This is a genomic window from Kaistella yonginensis, from assembly GCF_030409525.1.
GTDB lineage: Bacteria > Bacteroidota > Bacteroidia > Flavobacteriales > Weeksellaceae > Kaistella > Kaistella yonginensis.
On sequence record NZ_JAUFQB010000002.1, the window covers coordinates 109,635 to 134,657 of the forward strand.

At 36.2% G+C, this 25,023-nt stretch carries 24 protein-coding genes; 19 read left to right on the forward strand and 5 right to left on the reverse strand.

Translation table 11 applies throughout. The features are described 5' to 3' along the window. The first annotated feature begins 292 nt into the window (after window positions 1-292). From QWY78_RS00565 to QWY78_RS00575, 3 genes are read left to right on the forward strand one after another with little or no spacing between them, the layout of a single operon-like run. On the forward strand, window positions 293-991 hold the full coding sequence (locus tag QWY78_RS00565; RefSeq protein ID WP_290215722.1) for an SMUG2 DNA glycosylase family protein: 699 nt from the start codon (window positions 293-295) through the stop codon (window positions 989-991). Continuing rightward, window positions 988-1,755: an enoyl-CoA hydratase/isomerase family protein gene (locus QWY78_RS00570; protein ID WP_290215723.1), complete on the forward strand. Its 768-nt coding sequence runs from the start codon at window positions 988-990 to the stop codon at window positions 1,753-1,755. The genes QWY78_RS00565 and QWY78_RS00570 overlap by 4 nt, the downstream gene beginning before the upstream one ends. A gap of 4 nt (window positions 1,756-1,759) precedes the next feature. Further along, entirely contained in the window at window positions 1,760-2,494 is a 735-nt protein-coding gene (locus QWY78_RS00575) for an SDR family NAD(P)-dependent oxidoreductase (RefSeq protein WP_290215724.1), read from the forward strand. Between the two features lie 38 nt (window positions 2,495-2,532). On the opposite strand, the gene QWY78_RS00580 is transcribed toward QWY78_RS00575, so the two are convergent. The 3 genes from QWY78_RS00580 to aspS are packed head-to-tail and all read right to left on the reverse strand — an operon-like array spanning window position 2,533 to window position 4,632. After that, the gene (locus QWY78_RS00580) at window positions 2,533-2,706 is read right to left on the reverse strand and encodes an XRE family transcriptional regulator (RefSeq protein WP_290215725.1); all 174 of its coding nucleotides are present in this window, start codon (window positions 2,704-2,706) and stop codon (window positions 2,533-2,535) included. Between the two features lie 3 nt (window positions 2,707-2,709). Then, the gene (locus QWY78_RS00585) at window positions 2,710-2,847 is read right to left on the reverse strand and encodes a type II toxin-antitoxin system HigB family toxin (protein ID WP_353960517.1); all 138 of its coding nucleotides are present in this window, start codon (window positions 2,845-2,847) and stop codon (window positions 2,710-2,712) included. Window positions 2,848-2,877: 30 nt separating this feature from the next. Further along, window positions 2,878-4,632 (reverse strand): aspartate--tRNA ligase, encoded by a 1,755-nt coding sequence (gene aspS / locus QWY78_RS00590; RefSeq protein ID WP_290215726.1) that lies wholly within the window; start codon window positions 4,630-4,632, stop codon window positions 2,878-2,880. 460 nt (window positions 4,633-5,092) lie between these two features. On the opposite strand from aspS, the gene QWY78_RS14890 reads away from it, so the two are divergent. Beyond that, window positions 5,093-5,389 (forward strand): 30S ribosomal protein THX, encoded by a 297-nt coding sequence (locus QWY78_RS14890; RefSeq protein ID WP_435389024.1) that lies wholly within the window; start codon window positions 5,093-5,095, stop codon window positions 5,387-5,389. 34 nt (window positions 5,390-5,423) lie between these two features. Here the strand turns inward: QWY78_RS14890 and QWY78_RS00600 are convergent, their stop codons facing one another. Both QWY78_RS00600 and QWY78_RS00605 read right to left on the reverse strand, forming a co-directional pair. Beyond that, window positions 5,424-6,086, reverse strand: coding sequence for a DUF937 domain-containing protein (locus QWY78_RS00600; protein WP_290215727.1), 663 nt, complete (start codon window positions 6,084-6,086; stop codon window positions 5,424-5,426). Between the two features lie 67 nt (window positions 6,087-6,153). Next, the gene (locus QWY78_RS00605; RefSeq protein WP_290215728.1) at window positions 6,154-6,663 is read right to left on the reverse strand and encodes a DUF2480 family protein; all 510 of its coding nucleotides are present in this window, start codon (window positions 6,661-6,663) and stop codon (window positions 6,154-6,156) included. A gap of 104 nt (window positions 6,664-6,767) precedes the next feature. Here QWY78_RS00605 and lpxB point away from each other — a divergent pair, with 104 nt between their 5' ends. From lpxB to QWY78_RS00680, 15 genes are all read left to right on the forward strand, one after another. Continuing rightward, the gene (gene lpxB / locus QWY78_RS00610; RefSeq protein WP_290215729.1) at window positions 6,768-7,874 is read left to right on the forward strand and encodes a lipid-A-disaccharide synthase; all 1,107 of its coding nucleotides are present in this window, start codon (window positions 6,768-6,770) and stop codon (window positions 7,872-7,874) included. Between the two features lie 151 nt (window positions 7,875-8,025). Beyond that, entirely contained in the window at window positions 8,026-9,684 is a 1,659-nt protein-coding gene (locus QWY78_RS00615) for a ComEC/Rec2 family competence protein (protein WP_353960518.1), read from the forward strand. A 138-nt stretch (window positions 9,685-9,822) separates the two neighbouring features. Further along, entirely contained in the window at window positions 9,823-10,494 is a 672-nt protein-coding gene (locus QWY78_RS00620; RefSeq protein WP_290215731.1) for a succinate dehydrogenase cytochrome b subunit, read from the forward strand. A 57-nt stretch (window positions 10,495-10,551) separates the two neighbouring features. Beyond that, on the forward strand, window positions 10,552-12,564 hold the full coding sequence (locus QWY78_RS00625; RefSeq protein WP_290215732.1) for a fumarate reductase/succinate dehydrogenase flavoprotein subunit: 2,013 nt from the start codon (window positions 10,552-10,554) through the stop codon (window positions 12,562-12,564). Between the two features lie 20 nt (window positions 12,565-12,584). Beyond that, the gene (locus tag QWY78_RS00630) at window positions 12,585-13,352 is read left to right on the forward strand and encodes a succinate dehydrogenase/fumarate reductase iron-sulfur subunit (RefSeq protein ID WP_290215733.1); all 768 of its coding nucleotides are present in this window, start codon (window positions 12,585-12,587) and stop codon (window positions 13,350-13,352) included. Window positions 13,353-13,534: 182 nt separating this feature from the next. Beyond that, window positions 13,535-15,046: a TlpA family protein disulfide reductase gene (locus QWY78_RS00635; RefSeq protein ID WP_290215734.1), complete on the forward strand. Its 1,512-nt coding sequence runs from the start codon at window positions 13,535-13,537 to the stop codon at window positions 15,044-15,046. A gap of 78 nt (window positions 15,047-15,124) precedes the next feature. Further along, complete coding sequence (locus tag QWY78_RS00640; protein WP_290215735.1) at window positions 15,125-15,430, forward strand: hypothetical protein; 306 nt, start codon at window positions 15,125-15,127, stop codon at window positions 15,428-15,430. A 100-nt stretch (window positions 15,431-15,530) separates the two neighbouring features. Beyond that, complete coding sequence (rlmD, locus tag QWY78_RS00645; protein WP_290215736.1) at window positions 15,531-16,940, forward strand: 23S rRNA (uracil(1939)-C(5))-methyltransferase RlmD; 1,410 nt, start codon at window positions 15,531-15,533, stop codon at window positions 16,938-16,940. A gap of 34 nt (window positions 16,941-16,974) precedes the next feature. Then, a complete protein-coding gene (locus QWY78_RS00650) occupies window positions 16,975-17,433 on the forward strand; it encodes a DUF6452 family protein (RefSeq protein ID WP_290215737.1) in 459 nt (152 codons plus the stop codon). Beyond that, complete coding sequence (locus QWY78_RS00655) at window positions 17,399-18,058, forward strand: DUF6048 family protein (RefSeq protein ID WP_290215738.1); 660 nt, start codon at window positions 17,399-17,401, stop codon at window positions 18,056-18,058. The genes QWY78_RS00650 and QWY78_RS00655 overlap by 35 nt, the downstream gene beginning before the upstream one ends. A 251-nt stretch (window positions 18,059-18,309) precedes the next feature. Beyond that, entirely contained in the window at window positions 18,310-21,228 is a 2,919-nt protein-coding gene (locus tag QWY78_RS00660; RefSeq protein WP_290215739.1) for a reprolysin-like metallopeptidase, read from the forward strand. A gap of 179 nt (window positions 21,229-21,407) precedes the next feature. Continuing rightward, window positions 21,408-22,199, forward strand: coding sequence for a hypothetical protein (locus QWY78_RS00665; RefSeq protein WP_290215740.1), 792 nt, complete (start codon window positions 21,408-21,410; stop codon window positions 22,197-22,199). Between the two features lie 231 nt (window positions 22,200-22,430). Further along, window positions 22,431-23,126 (forward strand): DUF6759 domain-containing protein, encoded by a 696-nt coding sequence (locus QWY78_RS00670; protein ID WP_290215741.1) that lies wholly within the window; start codon window positions 22,431-22,433, stop codon window positions 23,124-23,126. Between the two features lie 81 nt (window positions 23,127-23,207). Further along, the gene (trmB, locus tag QWY78_RS00675; RefSeq protein ID WP_290215742.1) at window positions 23,208-23,885 is read left to right on the forward strand and encodes a tRNA (guanosine(46)-N7)-methyltransferase TrmB; all 678 of its coding nucleotides are present in this window, start codon (window positions 23,208-23,210) and stop codon (window positions 23,883-23,885) included. A gap of 14 nt (window positions 23,886-23,899) precedes the next feature. Beyond that, complete coding sequence (locus QWY78_RS00680; RefSeq protein ID WP_290215743.1) at window positions 23,900-24,913, forward strand: DUF6759 domain-containing protein; 1,014 nt, start codon at window positions 23,900-23,902, stop codon at window positions 24,911-24,913. Window positions 24,914-25,023: the final 110 nt, after the last annotated feature.

Consider the following 25,023-nt stretch of genomic DNA (forward strand, 5'->3'; position numbering starts at 1 on the left):
AGAATAACGTAATATCTGTGTGCAAAAAAAGAGCAAAAAAAATTCAAAAAAAAATCTGTCAAAAAGTCCCTTAATAAGTATTAATAGAAAATATTGGATGCAGTTTTGTAAAATCTATCTGTAGAGAGTTAAACACATCATCCGTGAAAATCTGTGAAATCTGTGTGCAAAAAAAGAAAAAAATCTGTCAAAAAGTCCCTTATAAGTATTAATAGAAAATATTGGATGCAGTTTTGTAAAATCTATCTGTAGAGAGTTAAACACATCATCCGTGAAAATCTGTGAAATCTGTGTGCAAAAACAAAAAAAAATCGGCGAAAAAGTAGTCGCTTTTAATAAAAAATTAAAATATTCCGGAAATCTTCCCGAAGGTTTCGACGTACTCAATCCATTTTTCGATAACCCCGAAACTTTAGTGGTGATGACCGAGTTTTATCAAAAATTTTACAACGATTATTCACAAAGAAAATTCATCATCGGAATTAATCCGAGTCGTCATGGAGCCGGAGTTACAGGTGTTCCGTTTACCGATACAAAACGGCTGGAAAGCGTTTGCGGAATTGAAATGAAATCTGCACATACCCACGAAATTTCTTCTGTTTTTTTATATGATGTCATCGAAAATTTTGGTGGACCAGAACTTTTTTATAAAGAATTTTACATTAATTCTCCTTTTCCTTTGGCGATTACAAGACGAACAATTCGTGGTGGATTAAACGCCAATTATTATGATGACAAAAATCTTTTTGAAGCCGTAAAACCTTTTATGATTAAAAGTTTAAAAGATCATATTAAATTAGGTTTAGATACTTCGGAAGTTTTTATTCTTGGAAAAAAGAATGCGACTTTTCTTGATAAAATTAACAAAGAAGAAAAGTTTTTCGACAAGATGACCGTTTTGGAACATCCACGATTTATTCAACAATACAAAAGCAAAGAAAAACAATTATACATCGACAAATATTTAATGGCCCTAAATAAAGCATCATGAACAACGGATTTGTAACATCAGAAATAAAAAACAACATCGCCGAAATCACTTTCGGAACACCGAAAAGCAATTCACTTCCCGGTGAAATTTTAGAATTACTCGCGAAAACTATTTTAGAATGCGGAAAAGATGAAAATGTAAAAGCAATTTTATTAAAATCTGCCGGAGAAAAATCTTTTTGTGCAGGTGCAAGTTTTGATGAACTTTTAGAAATTGAAGAATTAGAAACATCAAAAAAATTCTTCGGAGGATTTGCTAAAGTTCTTAACGCAATGCGAAATTGTGGAAAATTAGTCGTCGTAAGAGTTCAAGGAAAAACAACAGGAGGTGGAGTAGGAATTGCTTGTGCAGCCGATTATTGTTTCGCCACGAAAGATTCTGCATTGGCTTTAACGGAACTTAATCTCGGAATCGGACCATTTGTAATCGGACCATTTGTAGAAAGAAAAATTGGGAAATCTGCTTATTCTGCAATGTCGATTGACGCTGATTTCCGAAATGCAGAATGGTGCGAAAAACACGATATTTATCAAAATGTTTCTGAAAATATTTCAGAAATGGACCAACAAATCGATGGTTTTTTAAAGAAATTATCAACCAGAAGTTACGATGCTTTAGCATTAATTAAAATAGTTTCCTGGGAAGGAACGGAACATTTCGAACAATTAATGCCCGAAAGAATTTTGATGAGTGCAAGTTTAATTTTAGAAGATTCTGCGAAGAGAAATATTGAAATGATTAAGGAAAGATTGCGTTCAAAATAAATTGATGAAAACGATTTCTAAAAAAATAGTTTTGGTTCTTGGTGCAAATTCCGATGTAGCGAAAGAATGCATGAAACAATATCTATCAAAGGGTTTTCATGTTATTGCTGCTTCCAGAAACACCGAAGAATTGAAAAATTTCGTTACTCAAAATCAGGAATTTTCTACTCAAATTGAAGTGGTTTATTTCGATGCTGCAGATTTCGATTCTCACCAGAAATTTTACGACGAACTTTCCGAAAAACCTCATATTGTTTTATATGCTGCAGGTTTTTTGGTGGATAATCAGGAAGCATTGAAAAATTTCGAAGGAACTTTTCAAATGATGAAAGCCAATTACATCGGTGCGGTTTCTATTTTAAATAGTATCGCGACAGATAAAACCAACAAAAATTTAGAAAGAATTATTGGACTTTCTTCGTTGTCTGGAGTTCGTGGAAGAAAAAGTAATTTTATTTATGGGAGTACAAAAGCGGCTTTCACCCAATATTTGGCGGGACTTCGACAAGAATTAGCGGAACGAAAAATCATCGTCAATGTTTTGGTGATTGGTTATATCAACACAAAAATTAATGAAGGTTTAGAACTCAATCAATCCTTAATCATGGAGCCTGATTATGTTGCGAAATTCGTTGTTAACGCAGGAAATTCTTTCACCATCGTTCCCAATTGGAAATGGAAAATCATTTATTTTATCCTGAAAATATTGCCGGAAAGTTTGGTGGCGAAGTTGCCTTGAAATCAATGATTTAATTCAAATGTTCTTAGTTTTACAATCTATTGCAAAGTAGGAGTTTCAATAGGGAAATGTTTTTCTTCATAATCTGCAACCAAATCTGATAAAAAGTCTAATTCAATAAATTTTTTATCATCTGTAGAAGTTTCATTACCAAAAACTTTCAACAATTCTTCAATTCTTTCACAAGTAACTTTATATTGTGTTTTTGTCATTTTTTAAATATTTGAAACATTAATTTTGTCGTAATCTTTATGATTTCCAATAAATCTTATGTAAACTTTTTTTGATTGAAAAATAATAATTGCAACTAATCGATAATGATTTCCTCTAATGTTAAAAACAATATTTTGAATTACAAGATTATATTTTAAAAAACAAAACTTTTAAGATATCAAATTCAATTTAAGTTCCAACTCCTCCAATTGCTCATCCGCAATTTTCGAAGGCGCATCAATCATCACATCTCTTCCAGAATTATTTTTCGGAAAAGCAATATAATCTCGGATGACCTCATTTCCATCCAGAATTGCAACCAATCGGTCAAAACCTAAAGCCAAACCAGCATGAGGAGGAGCGCCGTATTTGAAAGCATTCATCAAAAACCCAAATTGTGATTCTGCTTCTTCTTGGGTAAATCCTAATAATTGAAACATCTTTGCCTGTAAATCTTTATCGAAAATTCTTACCGAACCTCCTCCAATTTCATTTCCGTTCAGAATTAAATCATACGCATTTGCTCTAGCTTTTCCAGGTTCAGTTTCTAATAAATATTCGTCTTCTGGTTTTGGTGCGGTGAATGGATGATGCATTGCGTGAAATCTTTCTGTTTCTTCATCCCATTCCAAAAGTGGAAAATCGATGACCCAAAGTGGCGCAAAGTCTTTCGGATTTCTTAATCCTAATCTGTTTCCTAATTCCATTCTCAGGGCAGAAAGTTGGGTTCTTACTTTATTTTCGTTTCCGCTCATTAATAAAATTAAATCGCCTTTTTTTGCTCCGAATTTTTCTACTATTTTCGCTAAATCTTCTTCATTGTAAAATTTATTAACCGAAGAAGTGATGATTCCATCTTGTTGAAATTTAATCCAAATCATTCCAGAAGCACCAATTTGCGGACGTTTTACCCAGTCGATTAATTCATCGATTTGTTTTCTGGTGTATTCGGCACAACCTTCTGCATTGATACCAACAATCAATTTTGCATCATCAAATATTTTAAAATCTTTTCCTTTTACGAGTTCATTTACTTCCACGAATTCCATTCCGAATCGGATATCGGGTTTGTCGTTTCCGTATTTTTTCATGGCATCATCGAAAGTCATTCTGGGGAATTTTCCGAAATCTTTCCCCGTAATGTCTTTCAATAAAGTTCCCGTCATACCTTCGAAGATTTCCAAAACATCTTCTTGTTCTACGAATGCCATTTCGCAATCGATTTGGGTAAATTCTGGTTGTCGATCTGCACGCAAATCTTCATCACGAAAACATTTTACGATCTGAAAATACCGATCCATTCCACCAATCATTAATAATTGCTTGAAAGTTTGTGGCGATTGTGGAAGTGCATAAAATTGTCCCGGATTCATTCTGCTTGGAACCACGAAATCTCTCGCTCCTTCAGGAGTAGATTTAATTAAAACCGGAGTTTCTACTTCGATAAAATCTTTTTCGGACAAATAATTTCTAATTTTTTGCGCCATTTTGTGCCGGAAAATCAATTTGTCTTTCACTGGATTTCTTCGAATATCCAAATATCTATATTTCATGCGAAGTTCTTCGCCGCCATCAGTTTGATCTTCGATGGTAAAAGGTGGAACTTCAGATTCATTTAAAATAGTGAGTTTTTCAACGAGAATTTCAATTTCACCCGTTGGAATTTTTGGATTTTTGCTCACTCTTTCGATGACTTTTCCTTCGATTTGAATGACAAATTCTCGTCCTAATTTATTTGCACTTTCCAATAATTCTGCGGAAGAACGATCCGCATCAAAAACCAATTGGGTAATTCCGTATCGATCTCGCAAATCGATCCAAATCATAAATCCTTTGTCGCGAATGGTTTGAACCCAACCAGAAAGGGTGACATTTTCATTAAGATTTTGGATATTTAATTCTCCGTTGGTGTGCGTACGAAACATATTTTCTGATTTTAGATATTAGACGTTAGATTTTAGACTTTTGATGGTCTAAATTACAGATGGCAAAGATAAGTTTTTTGGATGATTGATGGAAGTTTGAAAGGTTGCTTGTTGTGAAAGTTGTGGAAAGGGGTGGCGCGAGCGAAGCGAGCGTCNTGGAAAGGGGTGGCGCGAGCGAAGCGAGCGTCAAAAAGAATGTTAATCCTAATTTATTCTAATTCTGTGAGATTTTTCGGACCAACCGTATGCAGTGTATCTCGCGTGAGGGATTGTAGAGGAAATCCCGGAATGAAGCGCAGCGGAATGAGGAATTGCAACGGAAAGCCCGACCCGAGGTGCTGGAAACTCTTTGAGAAGCGCGGGAAAGGGACACGCCCCAAAAATTTATGATTATTTAAGAAGTGTTTGACAAAATATTTTCTAACTTTGAGGGAATCAACTTTAAAAAAATAGTTTAATTATGGGAAAAGGAGATAAAAAATCGAAAAGAGGAAAAATTATCGCTGGAAGTTACGGTAAAAAAAGACCAAGAAAAGCAAGCTCACCGAATCATATTCCCGTAAAAGCTTTGGCGGAGGATGATAAAAAAGCGCCGAAAGAAAAAGTAAAAAAAGAGGTACAGAAATCTACCACAAAACTTGAAAATGCAGAAGTAGATAAAAAACCCAAAACTGCCCCAAAACCCAAAGCCGAAAAAACCGACGATAAGAAAGAGGAAAAACCCAAAACGGCTCAAGCCAAAAAAACCGAAGATTAATCTTCGGTTTTTTTTAATGGTATTTGTAAGTGAATTATTTGCCGCCTAAAATGCTGCCTAGTAATCCGCCCAAGCCGCCTTGGGATTGTTGCTGCTGGTTACCGCCACCAAGTACACTTCCTAAAATATCATTTAAAGGATTGCCAGAAGATTGCTGTGAACCTCCACCAAGTACGGATCCTAAAATGTCATTTAACGGGTTTGAATTTTGTGCTTGCGCTTGATTTTGAGCACTTCCCAGGATTCCTCCTAATAAATCTCCTAAACCACCGCCAGACGTAACGCCGCCTGATTGTTTTTCTTTACCAATATAGCCCATAATTAGTGGTGCTAACATGGCCAAGATTGGTCCTATTTTATCCATTGAAATTCCAGTGTTTTGTGACAATTGGTTCTCTACGGTTGCTTTTTGCCCGCCGAAAACGTGGTCCAAAATAGAACCTCCTTCTTGCTGTCTAGCCATCGCTTGTGAGGGGTCATTTAAAATGCTTCCATCATGATCTCTATCTAAAGCCTTATTTAATGCTTCAGCTTCGTTGGGGTTTTCTTGTGATTTTTTTCTTAAATAAGAAATAACCAAAGGTGCTGCCACAGCCAATAAAGCGATTACTTGATTTTTGCTAATTCCGAATTTGTTTCCGGCTTCGGATGCGACTTGGTTGCCTGCGCTTCCTGTTAATAGGTCAATTAAACTCATAGTGTTTTTATAAAATGTTAATAAATTTTCAACCAAAGTTAAATATAAATATTAGAATACGAATAATTTATTTTTTAAATATGGGAACATTGGAGCAGGCTTCACCAAACATTAGCGATTTTACCAGTGGTTTCAATTGCTCTACCAATTCGATGTACGCATTCTCGGGAATTGATTCTTCACTACAGCCCTTTACCAAAACCCTCTTATCCGTCAGTTCTGAAAAATCATACGTTTGAATGGCTTTGTGCATTAGCAGAACCTCTAAATCCTCTCGATTCCCGAAAACGATTTTCTTTGCGGTTTCGGTTAATTTTGCGGTGAGTAGAAAGTAAGCCCAAAGCGGAACAATAGCGTCTGCAGAATTATAAATGTAGAGATAAGAATCTTTATATTCATCTGGATTAAGCGCGGCTATTTTCTCGCGAAAATCTTTTTCTTTTAAAATTAATTCCTGAAACAGAAAATCTTTCAGATCGATACCGACCCGTTTTCCTTTGGGCACCAATTGTGAAAGGTCAAAATTTACCAATCCGCTTTCGGCTATTTTATTTTTTATTTCTAAATCTTGCGACATTTTTATTTTTATCTTTACACAAAATTAAGGTAAATAATCGATTTTTAAGGGAAGGTTGAAAAATCCAAAATCCAAAATCCAAAATCCAAAATCCAAAACATCAATTGAAATATTATATCATCGCTGGTGAAGCTTCCGGAGATCTGCATGCTTCAAATTTAATGAAATCACTTCTCAAAAAAGATGCTCACGCCGAATTTCGTTTTTGGGGTGGAGACTTAATGACGGCTGTTGCAGGTTTTGAACCCGTGAAACATTATAAAGAACTCGCTTTCATGGGGTTTTTAGAAGTGGCAAAAAATCTGCGGACAATTCTGAAAAATATTAAATTTTGCAAAGAAGATCTTAAACATAATCAACCGGATGTTTTGATTTTAGTCGATTATCCTGGTTTTAATTTAAGAATTGCTGAGTTTGCCAAAAGCTTAAATATTAAAGTGGTCTATTATATCTCACCGCAACTTTGGGCCTGGAAAGAAGGTCGAGTAGAGAAAATAAGAAAGTTCGTGGATGAAATGTTAGTGATTCTTCCTTTTGAAAAAGATTTTTATCAAAAACATAATGTTGAGGCTCATTTCGTAGGTCATCCTTTGCTAGATGCGATTTCTGATTTACGCGAAATTGATAGTACGCAATTTAAGAAAGATCACCACCTGACCGACAAAGATATTATCGCACTTTTACCTGGTTCCAGAGAACAGGAAGTGACCAAAATGCTGGAATTAATGCTTTCTGTACGCCCAGCTTTTAAAGATTATCAGTTCGTGATTGCAGGCGCACCAAGCTTACCAAAAGAATTTTACCAACAATACGTTGATGAAAATGTGCATTTTGTGTCCAATAAAACCTATGATTTGTTACGTTGTTCCAAAGCAGCTTTGGTAACTTCAGGAACGGCAACCTTAGAAACTGCGCTTCTTAATATTCCAGAAGTGGTTTGCTATCGAAGCAGTACAATTTCTTATGAAATTGGGAAAAGGGTCGTTAAAAACATTAAATATATTTCTTTGGTTAACATAATTATGGATCGGGAAATCGTAACGGAACTTATTCAAAGTGGTCTAAATACGCAGAATTTGGTAAAAGAACTCCGCTCGATTTTAAAAGGCGACCGGCGCGAACAAATGCTTCAAGATTTTGAACTTCTTCGTGAAAAATTAGGGGGTAAAGGCGCCAGTGATTTAGCCGCTGATTTAATTGTTAAAGGGTGATTTTACCCGTGATTTTATCGGCAAAAGTTGATAATTTTACATAAAAATCAAATTGCACAAAGAGCCTTTACTTATCCTTGTTACCTGTTTCGCCCTTGGGATTTTTTTTCAAGATTATTTTTCACTGTCTGATCGGATTGTTTATGTCTCCTTGATTTTAAGCTTGTTATCGCTGTTTTTAATCGCGGCTAAAAACTTTTATTTCTATAAATTTCGTCCGGCTTTATTTAGTGTTTTAGCTTTTACTGGTGGTGTTTTTATTCATAATATACATTCACAACAGCCCGATCTTCCTTTATTAAAAGGAAAAGAAACCCTCATTTTTAAAATGACTAAAAAGCTCAATTCCAACGAGAAAAATCGGCGATATGAAATTGATGCGTGGAAGGAAAATCAACATTTTAAGAGCGTTTTATCTTTTCCGAAATCGTTTGACGAGCTGGATTATCGTCATTATTATGAAGGTGAAGTGTATGTCAACAAAATGCAGAAGCCTTACCATGATTTTCAATTTGATTATGGAAAATACTTATCCCGCAAAGGAATTTACTTTCAGAGTTACTTGCCAAATTCTTTAAAATTTGCACCACGCGAAGATCTTTCTTTTGCTGAAAAAGTGAAACAACGGCGCTTAGAAACTTTGGCTAAAATTGACCAAACGAACTTACAGAAACGCACCCGCGAATTTGCAAAAGGGATTATTCTTGCCGACCGCACAGAAATGGATCAAGGAACAGTTCGTGATTTTCGTGATTCGGGGATGATGCATATTCTGGCAATTTCCGGAACCCATATGGCAATTATTTTCGGGGTGATTTTACTGGTTTTAAATTTTATTTTTCCGCCTAAATTTAGAAGACATAAAATCGTAGTCGCTTTAATTTTAATTTGGTCATTCGCCGTTTTTATAGATTTCGGGAATTCTGTGGTGCGAAGTTGTGTGATGATTTCTGCGTATTACACATTTGTTTTATTGCAACGGAAAACCGATTTACTGCATTCAATGGCGTTGGCGGCATTAATCATTCTGATGGGCAATTCAAATCAACTTTTTGAAGTGGGATTTCAATTAAGTTTCGCTGCAGTTTTTGGAATTTACTGGTTCAATCAACCTATTTTAAAATACTTACCGAAACCGAAAAATAAATTTCAAAACTTTCTGGTCAATATTTTGTCGATCAGCTTATCTGCGCAACTTGGGACGATTCCGTTGGTGATTTATTATTTTCATCAATATTCTGCGATCTCGATTATTGCGAATTTGGTGATTATCCCTTTTGCTGAAATCGTAATTGTTTTTTCATTGTTAATGGTGATTTTAGTTTCACTTTCCATTAATTTAAAAGAACTTAATTATTTATATGATCAACTTATACATTTCACATTAAAAGTTATTCATCAATTTGCCGAGGCGGATTTTTTAATGCAAAAGATGATTCCTCTAACTTTAATAGAGGTTTTGCTTTTGTATCTCTTGTTTTATTTCCTACGTTTTGCGATTCAGAAATTTTCGATAAAAAACGTTTTCAGGGTAATTTACTTTTTTCTAATTTTTATTTCACTTCGATTATTGTTAAATTATGAGGCCTCAATTAGCAATGAAGTTCTGGTTCATGAATTTTTCAAAGAGCACATAGTTTCGGTCAAAGAAGGACAGAAGGTCAGTTTTTATTGTTCAGAAAAAGCGAATCAGCAAAAAATACAACAATATATTATAGAGCCCTATTTAACTTCCAGGCGAACAAAAGAATTTTCGCTGAAAATTTTGCCAAAAAACACCAAATCTCTAGAAGCTCATAAGCAGAAATAATTATTTAACAAAGACTAATTTTTGTATTGAAAACGATGTTATTTAGAAAGATTACAAACTAAAATATTCTGACATTTCTCACGTGGTTATCACTGCGCATTTTTCTAACTTTGTGAGAATTCAAATTTAAACATTATTATGGCAGGATTAACTAGTTCTACTATCGGTAGAAAGTACGCAATGGCATTATCTGCAATGTTTTTGCTCATTTTCCTAATTATGCACCTTTCGGTAAATTTACTTTCGCTTGGTGGAGAAAATGGCCCCTTCAACGCAGCTTCTTACTTCATGGGTTATAATCCCTTAATTCAATTTGTGATGCAACCTATTTTAGTGATAGGGGTAATTTTTCATTTTGTAATGGGTTTTATTCTGGAAATAAGAAACAGAAATGCACGTCCAGTGAAATACGCAGTCAACGGAGCTGCAGCTAATTCAACCTGGATGTCTCGGAATATGATTGTTTCGGGAGCAGTGATTTTAGCATTTTTAGGATTACACATGTATGATTTTTGGTTACACGAAATGACATACAAGTATATTCCGGGTGAAGGAGATGCCAACGATCTTACAAGATTCTGGGGAGAGTTGCACGGGAAATTCGCTGAACTTTGGCGGGTAATTATTTATGTGGTTTCCTTCATTCTGTTGGGATTACACTTGGCTCATGGCTTCCAGTCTTCTTTCCAATCGGTAGGAGCGCGGCATCCCAAATATACGCCGGTAATTAAAGCAATCGGAACTTGGTATTCCATCCTTATTCCTGCAGGTTTTATTCTTGTAGCCGTTTTTCATTACGTCACTCAATAAATTTTAAGTTTTATAGCAAAAGTAAAATTTAAAATCTAAAATTTAAAATTTCTAAAAATGAGCAAATTAGATTCAAAAATTCCGGCTGGTCCTTTAGCAGACAAATGGAAAAATCATAAAGATCATATGAACTTGGTTTCACCAAACAACCGTGATAAAATCGATGTCATTGTTGTAGGAACTGGTTTAGCAGGAGGTTCAGCCGCTGCAACTTTAGCAGAACAAGGGTACAATGTAAAAGCATTTTGTTACCAGGATTCACCAAGAAGAGCGCATTCAATCGCTGCTCAAGGTGGTATTAATGCTGCTAAAAACTATCAAGGTGATGGTGACTCAACCTACCGATTATTTTACGATACCATCAAAGGTGGAGATTACCGGTCGAGAGAAGCAAATGTATATCGACTTGCAGAGGTTTCTGCAGCTATTATTGATCAATGCGTTGCGCAAGGCGTTCCTTTCGGACGTGAATATGGTGGTCAGTTAGATAACCGTTCCTTCGGTGGAGTTCAGGTTAAAAGAACGTTTTATGCAAAAGGCCAAACAGGACAACAACTTCTATTAGGAGCTTATTCTGCCATGAGCCGACAAATCGGTAAAGGCAGAATCAAAATGCATAACCGCCATGAAATGCTAGATTTGGTTCTAGTTGACGGAAAAGCAAGAGGAATTATCGCTAGAAACCTTGTGACTGGCGAAATCGAAAGACATTCTGCTCACGCTGTAGTTATTGCGTCTGGAGGTTACGGAAATGTTTATTTCCTTTCCACCAATGCAATGGGTTCTAATGTTTCTGCAGCCTGGAAAATTCATAAAAAAGGAGCCTATTTCGCAAATCCTTGTTATGTGCAAATTCACCCTACCTGTATTCCGGTACATGGAACTGCACAATCAAAACTGACTTTAATGTCAGAATCTTTAAGAAACTCAGGCAGAATCTGGGTTCCTAAAAACATCGAAGATGCCGTTGCAATCCGCGAAGGAAAATTAAAAGCGGAAAGTATCGCACCAGAAAATAGAGACTATTACTTAGAAAGAAGATACCCGGCCTTTGGGAATTTAGTTCCAAGAGACGTTGCTTCCAGAGCAGCGAAAGAAAGATGTGATGCGGGTTTCGGAATAGAAAATAATGACACTCAAGAAGGAGTTTACTTAGATTTCTCTACTGAAATTCAGAAGAAAGGGAAGGAAGCAGCGATTGAAAAAAATATTCATAATCCTACCGAGCAACAGATTTATGACTTAGGAAAAGCTTGGATTGAAGAAAAATATGGTAACCTTTTCGTGATGTACGAAAAAATTACTGCCGACAATCCTTATGTAACACCAATGAAAATTTATCCAGCGGTTCACTATACCATGGGTGGAGTTTGGGTGGATTATAATTTACAGTCTACCATCCCAGGATGTTTCGTTATCGGTGAAGCCAATTTCTCTGACCACGGTGCCAACAGATTAGGAGCTTCTGCTTTAATGCAAGGCTTAGCTGATGGTTATTTCGTCCTTCCATATACAATTGCAGATTATCTTGCAGCGGATATTAGAACCGGAGCGATTCCTACGAACAGCTCAGAATTTGATGCAGCAGAAAAAGAAATTCAAGATAAAGTAAACTTCTTTATGACGAATAATGGGAAACACAGTGTTGATTATTTCCATAAAAAACTGGGTCACATCATGTGGAACAAAGTAGGAATGGGAAGAACTCCTGAAGGTTTACAAGAAGCAATTCATGAAATCGAAGAAGTTAAAAAAGAATTCTGGGCAGAGGTAAAAGTTCCGGGTGACGCAAACGGAATGAACATGGAATTAGAGAAAGCCTTTCGTGTTGCAGACTTCTTGGAGTTAGGACAATTGATGGCGAAAGATGCTTTGGCAAGAGAAGAATCTTGTGGTGGGCACTTCCGTTGGGATCATGCAACGCCAGAAGGTGAAGCTGAGCGAGATGATGAAAACTTCAAGTATGTGGCGGTATGGGAATATCAGGGAGATGATATTAATCAGGAGAAGATGCATAAAGAAGATCTGATTTATGAAAATATCGAAGTTAAGACAAGAAGTTATAAATAATCTCCAAAAAAGTAATAAAAATGAGTACACATAAAGGATTAAACCTGACTCTGAAAATTTGGAGACAGAAAAACAATAAAACAAAAGGACAGTTTGAGACCTACAAAATCTCTGATGTTTCTACGGATTCTTCTTTCCTAGAAATGTTGGATATGCTCAACGAAAACTTAATTAATGAAGGTCAAGAGCCGATTGCTTTTGATCACGACTGTAGAGAAGGTATTTGTGGAATGTGTTCCCTGTATATCAATGGTCGCCCGCACGGACCAGATACCGGAATCACCACCTGTCAGTTGCACATGAGAATGTTTAAAGATGGCGAAACCATTCATATTGAACCTTGGAGAAGTGCAGCGTTCCCAATTATTAAAGACCTCGTGGTAGACAGAAGCGCATTTGACCGCGTGATGGCTGCCGGTGGATTCATTTCAGTAAACACCTCTGGGAATACTTTGGATGCCAACGCAATCCCTGTTCCCAAAGATGATGCTGATGAGGCCATGGATGCCGCAGCCTGTATTGGATGTGGGGCTTGTGTGGCAACCTGTGTCAATGGTTCTGCCATGTTATTTGTAGGTGCTAAAGTTTCACAGTTTGCTTTACTTCCGCAAGGGAGAGTAGAAGCAAAAAGAAGAGTACTCAATATGGTCACTGCAATGGATGAAGAAGGTTTTGGTAACTGTTCAAATACAGGAGCTTGTGAAGTAGAATGCCCGAAAGGAATTACCTTATCCGTTATCGCCAGAATGAACAGAGAGTATATCTCAGCAAATATTGACCAAGGTTAATAGAAATTTGATAATCATAAAAACTGCTTTCAGAAATGAAGGCAGTTTTTCTTTGTTAAACTTTCACAAAACTTAAAATAAAATTTTTAATAACTCGGTGAAAACCTTATTTTTGCACCGATTTGGAAACCAAGGGTTCTAAATTTCATCAATTTTTAATTTAAAAAGAAAAAACAATAAAAATGAGTAAGTATTTTTTCATGCTAATGATTGCTTTTGTTGCAATGTCATGTTCAAAAAAAGTGGAAGTAACAGGTAATTTTGCCGGAGGTTCACCTTTAGAAAGAATAGAGTTTATAGAAGCTTCTGGAGTAGCAACACTTCCTTTAGTGAACATGGGTGTCGATAGCAAAGGAAACTTTGCCGGTAGTTTTGAGGCCCCAAAAAACGGAATGTACATCATGACTTACGCAGGTAAGCAAGCAATGGTTTACTTAAAGGGCGGCCAAAAAGTTAATATTTCTGCGCAAGCGGACACGTTCCCAGCGAAATTCACCGTAGCGGGCGACGGAAAGAAAAACAATGAATTTATTCAAGAAGCCTTAACCCAAATTCAAACCTATGCAGGTCAGATTAATGTTGGGGAATTGGTAACCAAAGAGGAAGCTGCCTTCCTTAAAGAAGTTGAAAAAATTAGAGGTGAGTTAGAAAAACGTATCGATGCTGCTGCCAAGAAATTCTCTCCCGACAGTGATGCTGTTCAGTGGAAAAAAGATGAAATGAATGCAAGTATCCTTGGATTGATGAACCAATATGAAATGAATCATAGCCAGGCAAGTGGAAAAGCAGGTTTCAAAGTTTCTAAAAACTTTACCGATGCCGAAGCAAAATTAAAAAAAGACAGCGAAAGAATGTTGAGAAATCAACCCATCTATAGAAATTATTTGCTCGGTAAACTGAGCCAGGAATTCCAAACGTATGCTGATGCGAATAATAAATCAGGACAAGAAACTTCTTCAGTATTGTTTTCGCAGTTCTTAGATACGAAAAAAGAAATGCCGCAGTTAGAAAAGGACTATTTATTGGCTTTTGTAATGTCTAACAGCGACATTAATCCTTCAACAACTCCAGAAAATGCAGAGAAAATTAGCAAAGTTATTCAGGAGAAAATTAAAGATGCAGAAATTAAAAAAGATTTAGAGCGTATTCAATTCGTGCTTTCTGGTCCAAAAATGGGCGAAGCAATTACCTCGGCGAAATTGGTAAAAGAAGATGGGAGCGCTTATAAATTGGTAGATAATAAAGCAAAACCTGCTTTGGTAATGTTCTACGCCTCTTGGAATCCCTATATTTCAGAAGCAACGCTTCCGGTTTTAGGAGAGGTAACCAAATTCTACCAATCTAAATTGGATTTTATTTATGTGAATTTAGACGATACCAAAGATCAGTTCTCTAAAACCAGCAAAGCAATGTTAATGGGACTTCCTGGGACAAGTGCTTATGCTGAAAATGGAATGAATTCTCAAATAGCAAAAGATTTAGGGATTTATGGTTTCAAACTTCCTTCGTTTATAATAATCGATAAAGATGGAAAAGTGGCCAGTAAATTTTTCTACAACTTAGGAGAACCAGAATTGGTAACCGTTCTTGATAAAGTAACTGGTTTGAAAGCGCCTGTCGCACCAGAAGCAACTTTACAGAATGACTTGCTTGCACCGCCAGCACCTGCTGAAGCACCTGCAGCAAACAAATAACGGAAATTAGAATTTAAAAATTAGATCCTGCCCGAATTTTCGGGTGGGATTTTTTTATATTTGACAAAACTTTTTAAAATGAAATCAGATTTACTTATTTCTAAAAAAATATTGTACCCCATTGCTATTTTCGGATTAGTATTCACAGCATTTTCGGTGACGCTTAATTTAGAGTCGCTCGGGATTCCTTTTGATATGGGATTGATTCTAATATATTCCGGTTTGTTTGCAAATTTTTTAGCCTCCGTCATTCTTATCGTTGACGTGTTTAAAAATAACCTCTCTTCAAAATATATTTGGACCTTGTCTTTTCTTTTTCTAGGAGCCTTGTCTGGACTATTTTATTTAAGGAATCGCGATCAATACCTGGCAAATGTAAATTAAACTGTATTTGAAAGAAATTCAATAATTTAACGAAACACGAAGCGGGTTAATTCCCGTTTTTTTATTTTAAAACCTTACTTTTGCGGTCAGATTAATTGTCATGAGAAAGAGAAATAAAAATATTATTTTAGAAAATATCAAATTGGTTTCTGCTGGGTCAAAAGGTTTTGCCGTAGGAAGAACCGATGAAGGTAAAACCGTTTTGGTTTCTGGAGCAGTTCCTGGTGATGTGGTAAATGCCCGTGTAAAGAAATCAAAATCAAATTATTTCGAAGCAGAAATGATTGAAATTGTTGAAAAATCTCCTTTCCGTGTGGAGCCAAAATGTATGCACTTCGGGGTTTGTGGCGGTTGCAAATGGCAGAATCTTTCATATGAAAAACAACTCGAATTTAAACAAGACGAAGTTTTTAATCATATCAAAAGAATAGCAGGCATTGAAGATTTTGAAACCTTGCCCATTTTAGGAAGCGAGGAACAATATTTCTATCGCAATAAAATGGAGTTTTCTTTTTCTAACGCGCGATGGCTCACCCAATATGAAATCAGTTCTGAAGAAAACTTTGGAAATAGAGATGCTTTAGGATTTCATATCCCTGGAATGTGGAGCAAGATTTTAGATTTAAACGAATGTTTCCTGCAAGAAAATCCGTCTAATGCAATGCGCTTGGCTATTAAAAAACATGCCGTAGAGAACGGGCTGCAATTTTTCGATGTGAGAAATCAAGAAGGCTTTTTGAGAACCGTGATGTTTCGGCAAAATTCTAAAGGAGAATGGATGGTTTTATTTCAATTATTCCGTGAACAAAAAGAAAATCAACAGAAATTATTCGACTTTTTGTTGAGCCAATTCCCACAGATTAAAACTTTGCTTTTTGCCATTAATTCTAAACAAAACGATTCGCTCTACGATCAAAATGTGCAAATTTACCATGGAGATGGTTTTTTAATGGAAGAAATGGAAGGTTTGAAATTTAAAATAGGTCCAAAATCTTTCTTTCAAACGAATTACAAGCAAGCGTTAAATCTTTATGCAAAAACTTTAGAATTTGCTGATCTGAAAGGTGATGAGGTTGTTTATGATTTATACACCGGAACGGGAACAATCGCCCAATATGTTGCACAAAAAGCAAAACAGGTCATCGGGATTGAGTCTGTGCAAGAATCGATTGACGCAGCCAAAGAACATGCAGAACTCAATGGGTTAACCAACTGCACCTTCTATTGTGGTGATATGAAAGAAATTTTCAACGATGAATTTATTGGCCAACATCCCAAAGCCGATGTATTGATTACCGATCCGCCAAGAGATGGAATGCATCAAAAAGTGGTCGAACAAATTCTAAAAATCGCACCGGAGAAAATTGTATATGTGAGTTGCAATTCGGCAACGCAAGCCAGAGATTTGGCCTTGATGAAAGATCATTATAAATTGGTGAAAATATTACCAGTTGATATGTTCCCGCAAACACATCACGTTGAAAATATTGCACTTTTAGTAAAGATTTAATTAAATTTGATTAATGAAGTTCTTCAAAATAATTATGATATCCATATTCCTGCTTTCGCTTTTTTCTTGCGGAAGTGATGATGATATCTGCATTGGTGGGGAAGCAACGCCACGAATGAAAATTAAATTCAAAACCAAAGCGACCGGAAAAATGAAAACGATGGATTCATTGTTCATTGCCGTAGATTATGGAAAAGGCCCGATTGCCGTTTATGGGACGGTGGCCAAAACAGATTCCGTTTTAATTCCATTGCGGGTTGACGAGCAGCCTTTTACCAAAATGTTGGTCGGTGTGTCCCGAACATCCGTGAATTCTGAAATTCAAGTTAATTATACAACAAGTTCAGAGTACGTTTCGCCAGCGTGCGGCATCAAGAAGTTGTATCAAAATGTAAATTCTGTTCTAAACGTCCCGAACGCTGTTTTAGCAGTGGAGCAAAATCAAACCCAAATTATCGATGAAAGCAAAACGCATCTTTACCTTCTTTTTTAGTTTCCTTCTACTGATGAGTTTTGCTCAAAAAAAGCAAGATTCCCTGCGTGTACAATGGAAATATGAACCTAATTTTTTAGTGGGTTTTGATGTTTTGAATGCGGGAATTGGCGCTTTTTCAGATCGAAAATTGTTCCAAGGTTTTGTGTCTACTAAAGTGAAAGGGAATTGGTATGCCATTGCAGATATTGGTTTTGAAAAAAATACTTATCAGAAAAACGCTTATGATGCGGTGGTAAGCGGCCTATTTCTAAAACTCGGTTCGCTTTACATGTTGGCAAATGACCAAGAAAACCCCATGAATGGTTTTTTTGTGGGCGGTAAAGTGGCGGGTTCCTTTTATAATCAAGAATACCGAGCCGTGCCAATTCGTGGCTTTGGAGGCAGTGAGGTTTCACAGGCCTTCCCCGAATCAACGCAAAGTTCCTACTGGATGGAATTGAACCTAGGAGGGAGAGTACAACTTTTTGAAACTCCTTTATATATTGAAGCGACCGCACAACCAAAATATTTAATGTTTACTTCAAAACAGGATGAAATTAAACCGATGATTGTACCAGGATTTGGGAAAAGTTCTGCAAAATTTAATATTGGATTTTCTTGGAACATTGCCTATTCTTTCTAACAATAAAGTATGATGTGGTAAATGGTTTTTGAATCTTTTATTGCAAGTTATTTTCATAATAAATTCTTAAATGTTTTCATCCTAATTCTTTATTCTTATATTTTGCCCTCTTATTTTGTCAATATTCTAATTCTTACTTCGAAAAAATATCAATTGTTTTGTAAATTTGATAAAGTTGTATCAATTTTATTTTGAAGACTAACAAAAAAAAATTACTTTTGGCTAATAATTTTAATCAATAAATTAGCCTTATGAAGAAAATCTTTACTTCTTTGCTTTGTGGATTGATGTCCACGGCTGCTTTTGCGCAATGGAGCCCAACATCAATGCAAGGTGAGAGAATCCGAACAACATCTAATGTTAAGAGTTACTACTCCTTAGATCTTACCATGATGAGATCTACACTTGCCAATGCGCAAGAGACCGGTAAAAATGCAAAACCAGTAGAAATAAAACTGCCTACGCTTGATGGAAAAATTGAGCGATTTGCGGTATATAGCGCGCCAGTAGTTGTAAAATCTTTACAAGAACGCTATCAATTAGGCTCTTATGTAGGAGTTGGAATTGATGATCCTACGGCTTATGTAAGATTTAGTGTGGCACCCAATGACTTTCAGTCAATGATTATTAGAAATGGAGCGTACGAATTCATTGAACCACAAAATGCTGCAAAATCAATTTACGGTGTTCACCCAAAAACCAATAAATCGGAAGCAGATAAAGCTTTTGTTTGCTCAACAAGCGAAGAGCCATTAACAAAAAAGCAAATAGATCAGCTCTATAGAGATGGCAGCAGTTTTATCAATAATCCACTCGATTTCAAAAGAGCTTCGGATCAGAAGTACAGAACCATGCGATTGGTAATGACAACGAATGGTGAATACACCACGTACTTTGGAGGTGTTTCTGGAGCGATGGCTGCTATTAATGCTACTTTGACTCGTTGTAATGGGGTTTTCGAAAAAGATTTCGGTCTTCACTTGATTCTTCAGGATTTTCCAAGTTTAATCTATACTGATGCAGCAACAGATCCATTTGCAACTGCTACTGCTGGTGGTGTTCCTGGAAGCTGGAATTTAGAAACTCAGAAAATAATTACTGCAGTTGCTGGCGAAGATAATTATGACATCGGCCATATGTTTGGAGCATTTGGTGGTGGCGGTAATGCAGGTTGTATTGGTTGTGTTTGTATAAGCCCTTCACTAAATGGTAGTGGAGTTCCTACGAATACAAGAAAAGGTTCTGGTATTACTTCTCCTGCTGATGGTATGCCATTCGGAGATAATTTTGACATTGATTATGTTGCCCATGAAATCGGTCACCAATTAGGGGCTAACCATACTTTCTCAATGAATCTTGAATCCGGTACAGGAACAAATGTGGAACCAGGATCTGGATCTACCGTGATGAGCTATGCTGGTATTACGGGCGCTACTGATGTACAACCTCACTCTGATGGTTATTTTCACATCAGTTCAATTATTCAAGTTCAAAATAACTTGGTTTCTAAAACATGTGATGTCGAAAAAAACGTAAGCAATAACGCACCGGTGATTACACCAATGCCAGATGTTACCATTCCTAAAGGAACGGCGTTTGTTTTGACGGCGCAAGCAACTGATCTGGAAAACGACCCGCTAATTTACACTTGGGAACAAGCTGATAATGCCACGGTTACTATTTCTAAAACCAATTTAGGACAAACAACCAGTGGTGCCAGTTTTAGATCAATTATGGGAACTTCCAATCCAACAAGATATTTCCCGAAATTCGCAACGGTAATGGCGGGTTCTGTCACCGATCTTAATGGTTGGGAAGCCGTGTCATCGGTAGCAAGAGTTTCTAACTTTAGAATTACGGTGAGAGATAATCATCCAGATTCGCAACAACAACAAACACAATCTGCTTTGCAGAAAGTTACCGTAAGTGCCAATGGTCCATTTAAAATCACCAGCAATAAAGTGTACAACAATGCACCTGGCCCGCTAACTTGGGATGTAGTCGGTACCAACGCCGCTCCTTTCAATGTGTCGGATGTGAAAATTGATTATACAACAGATAATGGGGCAACGTGGACGGTTTTAGCAGCCTCTACCCCGAACGACGGAACGGAAGATTTTAGCTTTGCCTCGTTTGCAACGAACGCTACCCTAAAGGTGAGAATTTCTGCGATTGGCAATGTGTTCTATACCGTAGCTCCAGTTACCGTTTCTGCAATTATTGCATGTGATGGAACTGCGCCTGCAGGTCTTGCAGTTTCTGCAATTACGAATGCCTCGGCAAATGTAAATTGGGATCCAATTGCAAGTGCTTCTTATAAAGTAAGATATAAAAAGGTCGCTGATGCGGTTTGGATAGAAATGACTGCGCCAGCAAATAGTTATACCATTACTGGATTAGATGAAGGTACTGCTTATGAGGTTCAAGTGGCTGCCGTTTGTTCAGGAACTACTGGTTCTTATAGTGCTTCCGTGAACTTTACAACTACGGTTCCGACTTATTGTACTGCGGGTGCAACTTCAACCAGTTTTGAGAAAATAGGGAACGTAACTGTTGCCAACATTAATAACAATTCAACCAGTACTGCAGGTTATGAAGATTTCACCACCGTCGTTGGAAATGTGACGAAAGGAATGAGTTATCCTTTCACTGCGACAGGTCCCTCATCTTATGCTAGTGATGAAGTAAGAGTTTGGGTTGATTTCAATCAAGATAAAAACTTTGATGACTCAGAGCTTGTAGTGTTAACAGATAAGAGCAAGTCTCCTTGGTCTGGAACAATTGATATTCCACTAACTGCAAAATCAGGATTGACCAGAATGAGAGTAAGATTACATGACAGTTCTATCGGTGGAAACATTACCCCGTGCGGCACTTCTACTTACGGTCAAGTTGAAGATTATACCTTAGATATTGGCGGCCTTGCTGTTGGTGAAAGCGGGAACAAAGTAAATGTTCAGGTTTATCCTAACCCAGCTACAGATATTCTAAATATTTCTAAAGTTACCGACAAAACCACGTATATTATTTATAATATGACAGGACAAGCGGTGAACAAAGGTAAAGTAGTCAATAGTAAAGTACAAGTTTCTCAATTGCAGAAAGGAGTATATATTATTGCCTTAGATAACGATGGTGAGTTAACGAAAGTGAAATTTATCAAAAAATAATCAACCTACTTTACGTTGATAATCCCTGGGAATTTTCCCGGGGATTTTTTGTTTAAGCCATTTTTATTTTTTATTTCAAATCAATTAACATTTTTTTTGAGGCTTTAACCAAACTTTAACCTTGATTTCTGATCTAAAAAAGAATTATTAGCTAAAAATTCATTTATTTTGTCCACTGTATGAGGAAACTATTTTTACTGCTCACTTTTTTTATTTTGATTAAAGTTCAGTCTCAGTTCTTTGCCGGAGAAATCTTGATTAGAGACAAATCGGTTTACTATCTGAATCAAGTATATGTAACCAATATTACCGCTCAAAAAACGGTGTATACTGATTATTTTGGTACCTTTAAAATACCCGCTAAAGCAGGCGATATTATTCGCTTTACTTCAATCGTTACCGATAGAACAGATGTAAAAGTTACTGCAGATCAACTGCAAACAAACAAAAATGTCGTAGAATTAAAAATCGCTTACTACGATATACAAGAAGTGGTGATTAGTAAATTTAAACCAACCGGAAACCTTCGAAAAGATGTTAACTCTTTGAAAACCGGTGAAAAAGCACTCGCGTTACAAAGAATGATCGGACTGCCCGCACCTAAAGGCGACGGAACTTCACCCCATTTACCCGTTGCTGGACTTAGTGGTGGCGGACTGACCTTTAATCTTGAAAGTATTTTCGATATTCTATCAGGTGAGAGAAAGAAACAAGAACGGGCTCAACAATACGAACGGATGAATTTCGCGGTACGTAATATTAAAAATTATTACGGCGAAAGCTATTTCACTAATCTTAAAATACCAGCACATCTCATCGAGAACTTTTTGCAATTTGTGTATACTTCCGATGATCTTAATCATTTTGTACAAACTGATAATTATGAGGCAGTTGCGGTGTATATTGATAAATATTTACCGATTTATCAGCGAAGGGTAAGAAATTCGCAATTGATGAATATCTCAGAATAAAGATTCATTAGATAAAATAACATTTGTGATTAATTTTTTATATTTGCAAATATATTTCTTTATACTTTTTATCATATGAGATGAATTGGGTAAAAAAAGTATATTATTTATAAACACAAAATTTTGAATCACCTTATGTTACAGTTAAAAAACATTTTTTTACTGCTCAGCCTTTTTTTATTCAGTGCCCAATTTTACGGGCAGCAAAAAAAGAAAGACTTCAGGAAAATCATGCACAGTACCAGCATCTATGAAATTGATGGCTATTTGCGAATTGCACATCCGGATGATCCCAAAAGAGCAATTCTAAAACCGCGGTTAGTAGAAATGCTTTATGAATATATAAAATATGCGCATCCAGCAGACCCCAAGATCCCTGAGTTTCAAGAAAAAATTGCGCTTTTACGCAAGAAACCATCTACCAGAATCAGCTATGCTGAAATGACTGAAATTATTAAGCAGAAGCAAATTGCTAAATACAAAGAAGATTTAAGGATGGGTAATTTCGGATCCGTTCAAGGTGGGGCAGCAAAACAAAATTCTGGTGCTGCATCTTTTACAGGTAGTGAATCATTAGCAACCTTAGATGCCAAAGAACAAGAAGAATTTACTACGTTGATGGCGTCATCGCCTAAAGAACACAAAGATAAAACAGTTAAAATTCTAAATTCGCTTTTTGACAATGATCCCAATAGTAAGGAAAGTATTGTGATGATCGAAAACAAATCAGATTGCGATATGATTGTGAGAATTGTGGGAGCAGGAGACGCAAACTATAGTGTACCTGTTGCTGCTCATTCAGACAACTCGATAGTGGTTCTAAAAGGAGACTATTTATTTACTAGTAAACTTTGTGGAGCGCAATATGCTGCCCAAAAATCTGTAAAACAAGCTATTATGGTGTCTTTATCCATGCCTACTAAATAATAATTATTAATTGACTGCGTTTTTAGTTTAAAATCAACATTTAATTCGGTTGATAAGTCTAGCGTTTTGCTAAAAAAAAATATGGGTAAAAATAAATTGGCAAGATTTGCCGAAAATAAAACACTTTCAAATGTTTTTCAACCAACAAGAGAAGAAGCCTTAGCTGATTTTCATTTAAAGGGAAATTGGAGACGGGATTTTTTTAAAAATGATAATCCTATTGTTTTGGAATTAGGCTGTGGAAAAGGAGAGTATTCTGTTGGTTTAGGACGCGCTTTCCCAGAGAAAAACTTCATTGGTGTTGATATTAAAGGTGCAAGATTTTGGTTTGGGGCAAAAGATGCCTTAGAAAACAACTTAAGCAACGTAGCCTTTCTTCGCACGCAGATTGAATTAATCGATCATTTTTTTGCAGTTGATGAGGTAGATGAGATCTGGATTACCTTTCCCGACCCTCAAATTAAATACCGACGCACCAAACACAGAATGACGCATCCGGAATTTCTAGAACGTTATAAGAAAATTCTTAAAAAAGAAGGAATCGTCCATTTAAAAACAGATTCTGAATTTCTACATGGTTATACGTTGGGTTTGCTTCAAGGTTTAAATCACGAGATTCTTTTTGCAAATCATGATATTTATGGAGCGCCAGAATTTGATCCCGGAACTCCATTATTGCGAGAAATAAAAACCTACTACGAAGGTTTATTTGAAGCAAAAGGAAAAACCATTACTTATATTAAATTTAGAATAAAATAATCCTATAGTTTTTCATGAAAAAAGTTATTTTTTTGGTCACGATTTTTTGTAGTTTATTTCTTATTGCTCAAAAAAACACGGGCGACATTTTAAATAGTACAAATATTCAGGAAATTGAAGCCTATCTAAAAACAGCAAACCCGGGTGATTCTAGAGTCTTTACCCTGAAATCAAAGTTGCATACACTCAAAACTTCCGCTTGGATGAAACCGGGTCTAACGCCTTATCAAATCACGGAACAGAAAGCTTCTGAAGTTGTTCAACCCAAGTTGGCTTCCAATAATAAATCTTCTTGGATGAAACCAGGTCTTAAGCCTTATCAAGATGCTGAGGGAAAAACTGCGGAAGTTTCTCAAATTGCGGAAAAACCAGTTGCAAAAACCACGGAAGAAGTGGTGCAACCAATTGCTAATAATTCATTTAAAAGTGAAGAAAAAGTGGTTTTGCTTACCAATCTTAGCGACAATCAGAGTACATTGACACCCTTAAAAAAGATGAATTTGGAAAAACCGAAGAAAGAAGTTGTTCAACCCAAGTTGGCTTCCCATAATAAATCTTCTTGGATGAAACCAGGTCTTAAGCCTTATCAAGATGCTGAGGGAAAAACTGCAGAAGTTTCTAGTACTTATATTAACCGATGGAGTGCTGATGAAGCAGAAGAATTTAAGAAACTTATTTTAGAAAATCCAGCCAAACATCAAGATAAAACTGTAAAATTACTCAACCAACTTTTCGATAATGACGAAAAGGGAAAAGATGCAATTATCATGATACAAAATAAATCGAATTGCAATATGATTGTTAGAATTATGGGAATCGACCATTATAATCTTGCCATCCCTGCTCATGGGGAGAATTTTTTGGTTATTAAAAAAGGAAATTACAAATTGAGCAGCAATATGTGTGAAGAGAAGTATTTCGCTTCTAAAAATATTGTAAAAAATATTCTCATTACCCTTCGTAATCCGAAAATTAGCGCGCCAGGCGTTAGGACTTTTGCGATTGAAAATAGTGGTGCCTCAAATTAGAATCTAAAATATATTTTTAAGTGCAATGGGCTACATGCTCTTTTACTTTATTAAAATTTTCGTATAAAGAAGGTTCAGGATTATATCTGAACCTTTTTTGATCGTGTCTA

What these genes read in the sequence shown, in the direction of transcription:
- QWY78_RS00570 (WP_290215723.1), top strand. Translation starts at nt 988, where the DNA reads ATGAACAACGGATTTGTAACATCAGAAATAAAAAACAACATCGCCGAA.
- QWY78_RS00575 (WP_290215724.1), top strand. Translation starts at nt 1,760, where the DNA reads ATGAAAACGATTTCTAAAAAAATAGTTTTGGTTCTTGGTGCAAATTCC.
- QWY78_RS00580 (WP_290215725.1), bottom strand. Translation starts at nt 2,706, where the DNA reads ATGACAAAAACACAATATAAAGTTACTTGTGAAAGAATTGAAGAATTG.
- aspS (WP_290215726.1), bottom strand. Translation starts at nt 4,632, where the DNA reads ATGTTTCGTACGCACACCAACGGAGAATTAAATATCCAAAATCTTAAT.
- QWY78_RS14890 (WP_435389024.1), top strand. Translation starts at nt 5,093, where the DNA reads ATGGGAAAAGGAGATAAAAAATCGAAAAGAGGAAAAATTATCGCTGGA.
- QWY78_RS00600 (WP_290215727.1), bottom strand. Translation starts at nt 6,086, where the DNA reads ATGAGTTTAATTGACCTATTAACAGGAAGCGCAGGCAACCAAGTCGCA.
- QWY78_RS00605 (WP_290215728.1), bottom strand. Translation starts at nt 6,663, where the DNA reads ATGTCGCAAGATTTAGAAATAAAAAATAAAATAGCCGAAAGCGGATTG.
- QWY78_RS00620 (WP_290215731.1), top strand. Translation starts at nt 9,823, where the DNA reads ATGGCAGGATTAACTAGTTCTACTATCGGTAGAAAGTACGCAATGGCA.
- QWY78_RS00625 (WP_290215732.1), top strand. Translation starts at nt 10,552, where the DNA reads ATGAGCAAATTAGATTCAAAAATTCCGGCTGGTCCTTTAGCAGACAAA.
- QWY78_RS00630 (WP_290215733.1), top strand. Translation starts at nt 12,585, where the DNA reads ATGAGTACACATAAAGGATTAAACCTGACTCTGAAAATTTGGAGACAG.
- QWY78_RS00635 (WP_290215734.1), top strand. Translation starts at nt 13,535, where the DNA reads ATGAGTAAGTATTTTTTCATGCTAATGATTGCTTTTGTTGCAATGTCA.
- QWY78_RS00640 (WP_290215735.1), top strand. Translation starts at nt 15,125, where the DNA reads ATGAAATCAGATTTACTTATTTCTAAAAAAATATTGTACCCCATTGCT.
- rlmD (WP_290215736.1), top strand. Translation starts at nt 15,531, where the DNA reads ATGAGAAAGAGAAATAAAAATATTATTTTAGAAAATATCAAATTGGTT.
- QWY78_RS00650 (WP_290215737.1), top strand. Translation starts at nt 16,975, where the DNA reads ATGATATCCATATTCCTGCTTTCGCTTTTTTCTTGCGGAAGTGATGAT.
- QWY78_RS00655 (WP_290215738.1), top strand. Translation starts at nt 17,399, where the DNA reads ATGAAAGCAAAACGCATCTTTACCTTCTTTTTTAGTTTCCTTCTACTG.
- QWY78_RS00660 (WP_290215739.1), top strand. Translation starts at nt 18,310, where the DNA reads ATGAAGAAAATCTTTACTTCTTTGCTTTGTGGATTGATGTCCACGGCT.
- QWY78_RS00665 (WP_290215740.1), top strand. Translation starts at nt 21,408, where the DNA reads ATGAGGAAACTATTTTTACTGCTCACTTTTTTTATTTTGATTAAAGTT.
- QWY78_RS00670 (WP_290215741.1), top strand. Translation starts at nt 22,431, where the DNA reads ATGCACAGTACCAGCATCTATGAAATTGATGGCTATTTGCGAATTGCA.
- trmB (WP_290215742.1), top strand. Translation starts at nt 23,208, where the DNA reads ATGGGTAAAAATAAATTGGCAAGATTTGCCGAAAATAAAACACTTTCA.
- QWY78_RS00680 (WP_290215743.1), top strand. Translation starts at nt 23,900, where the DNA reads ATGAAAAAAGTTATTTTTTTGGTCACGATTTTTTGTAGTTTATTTCTT.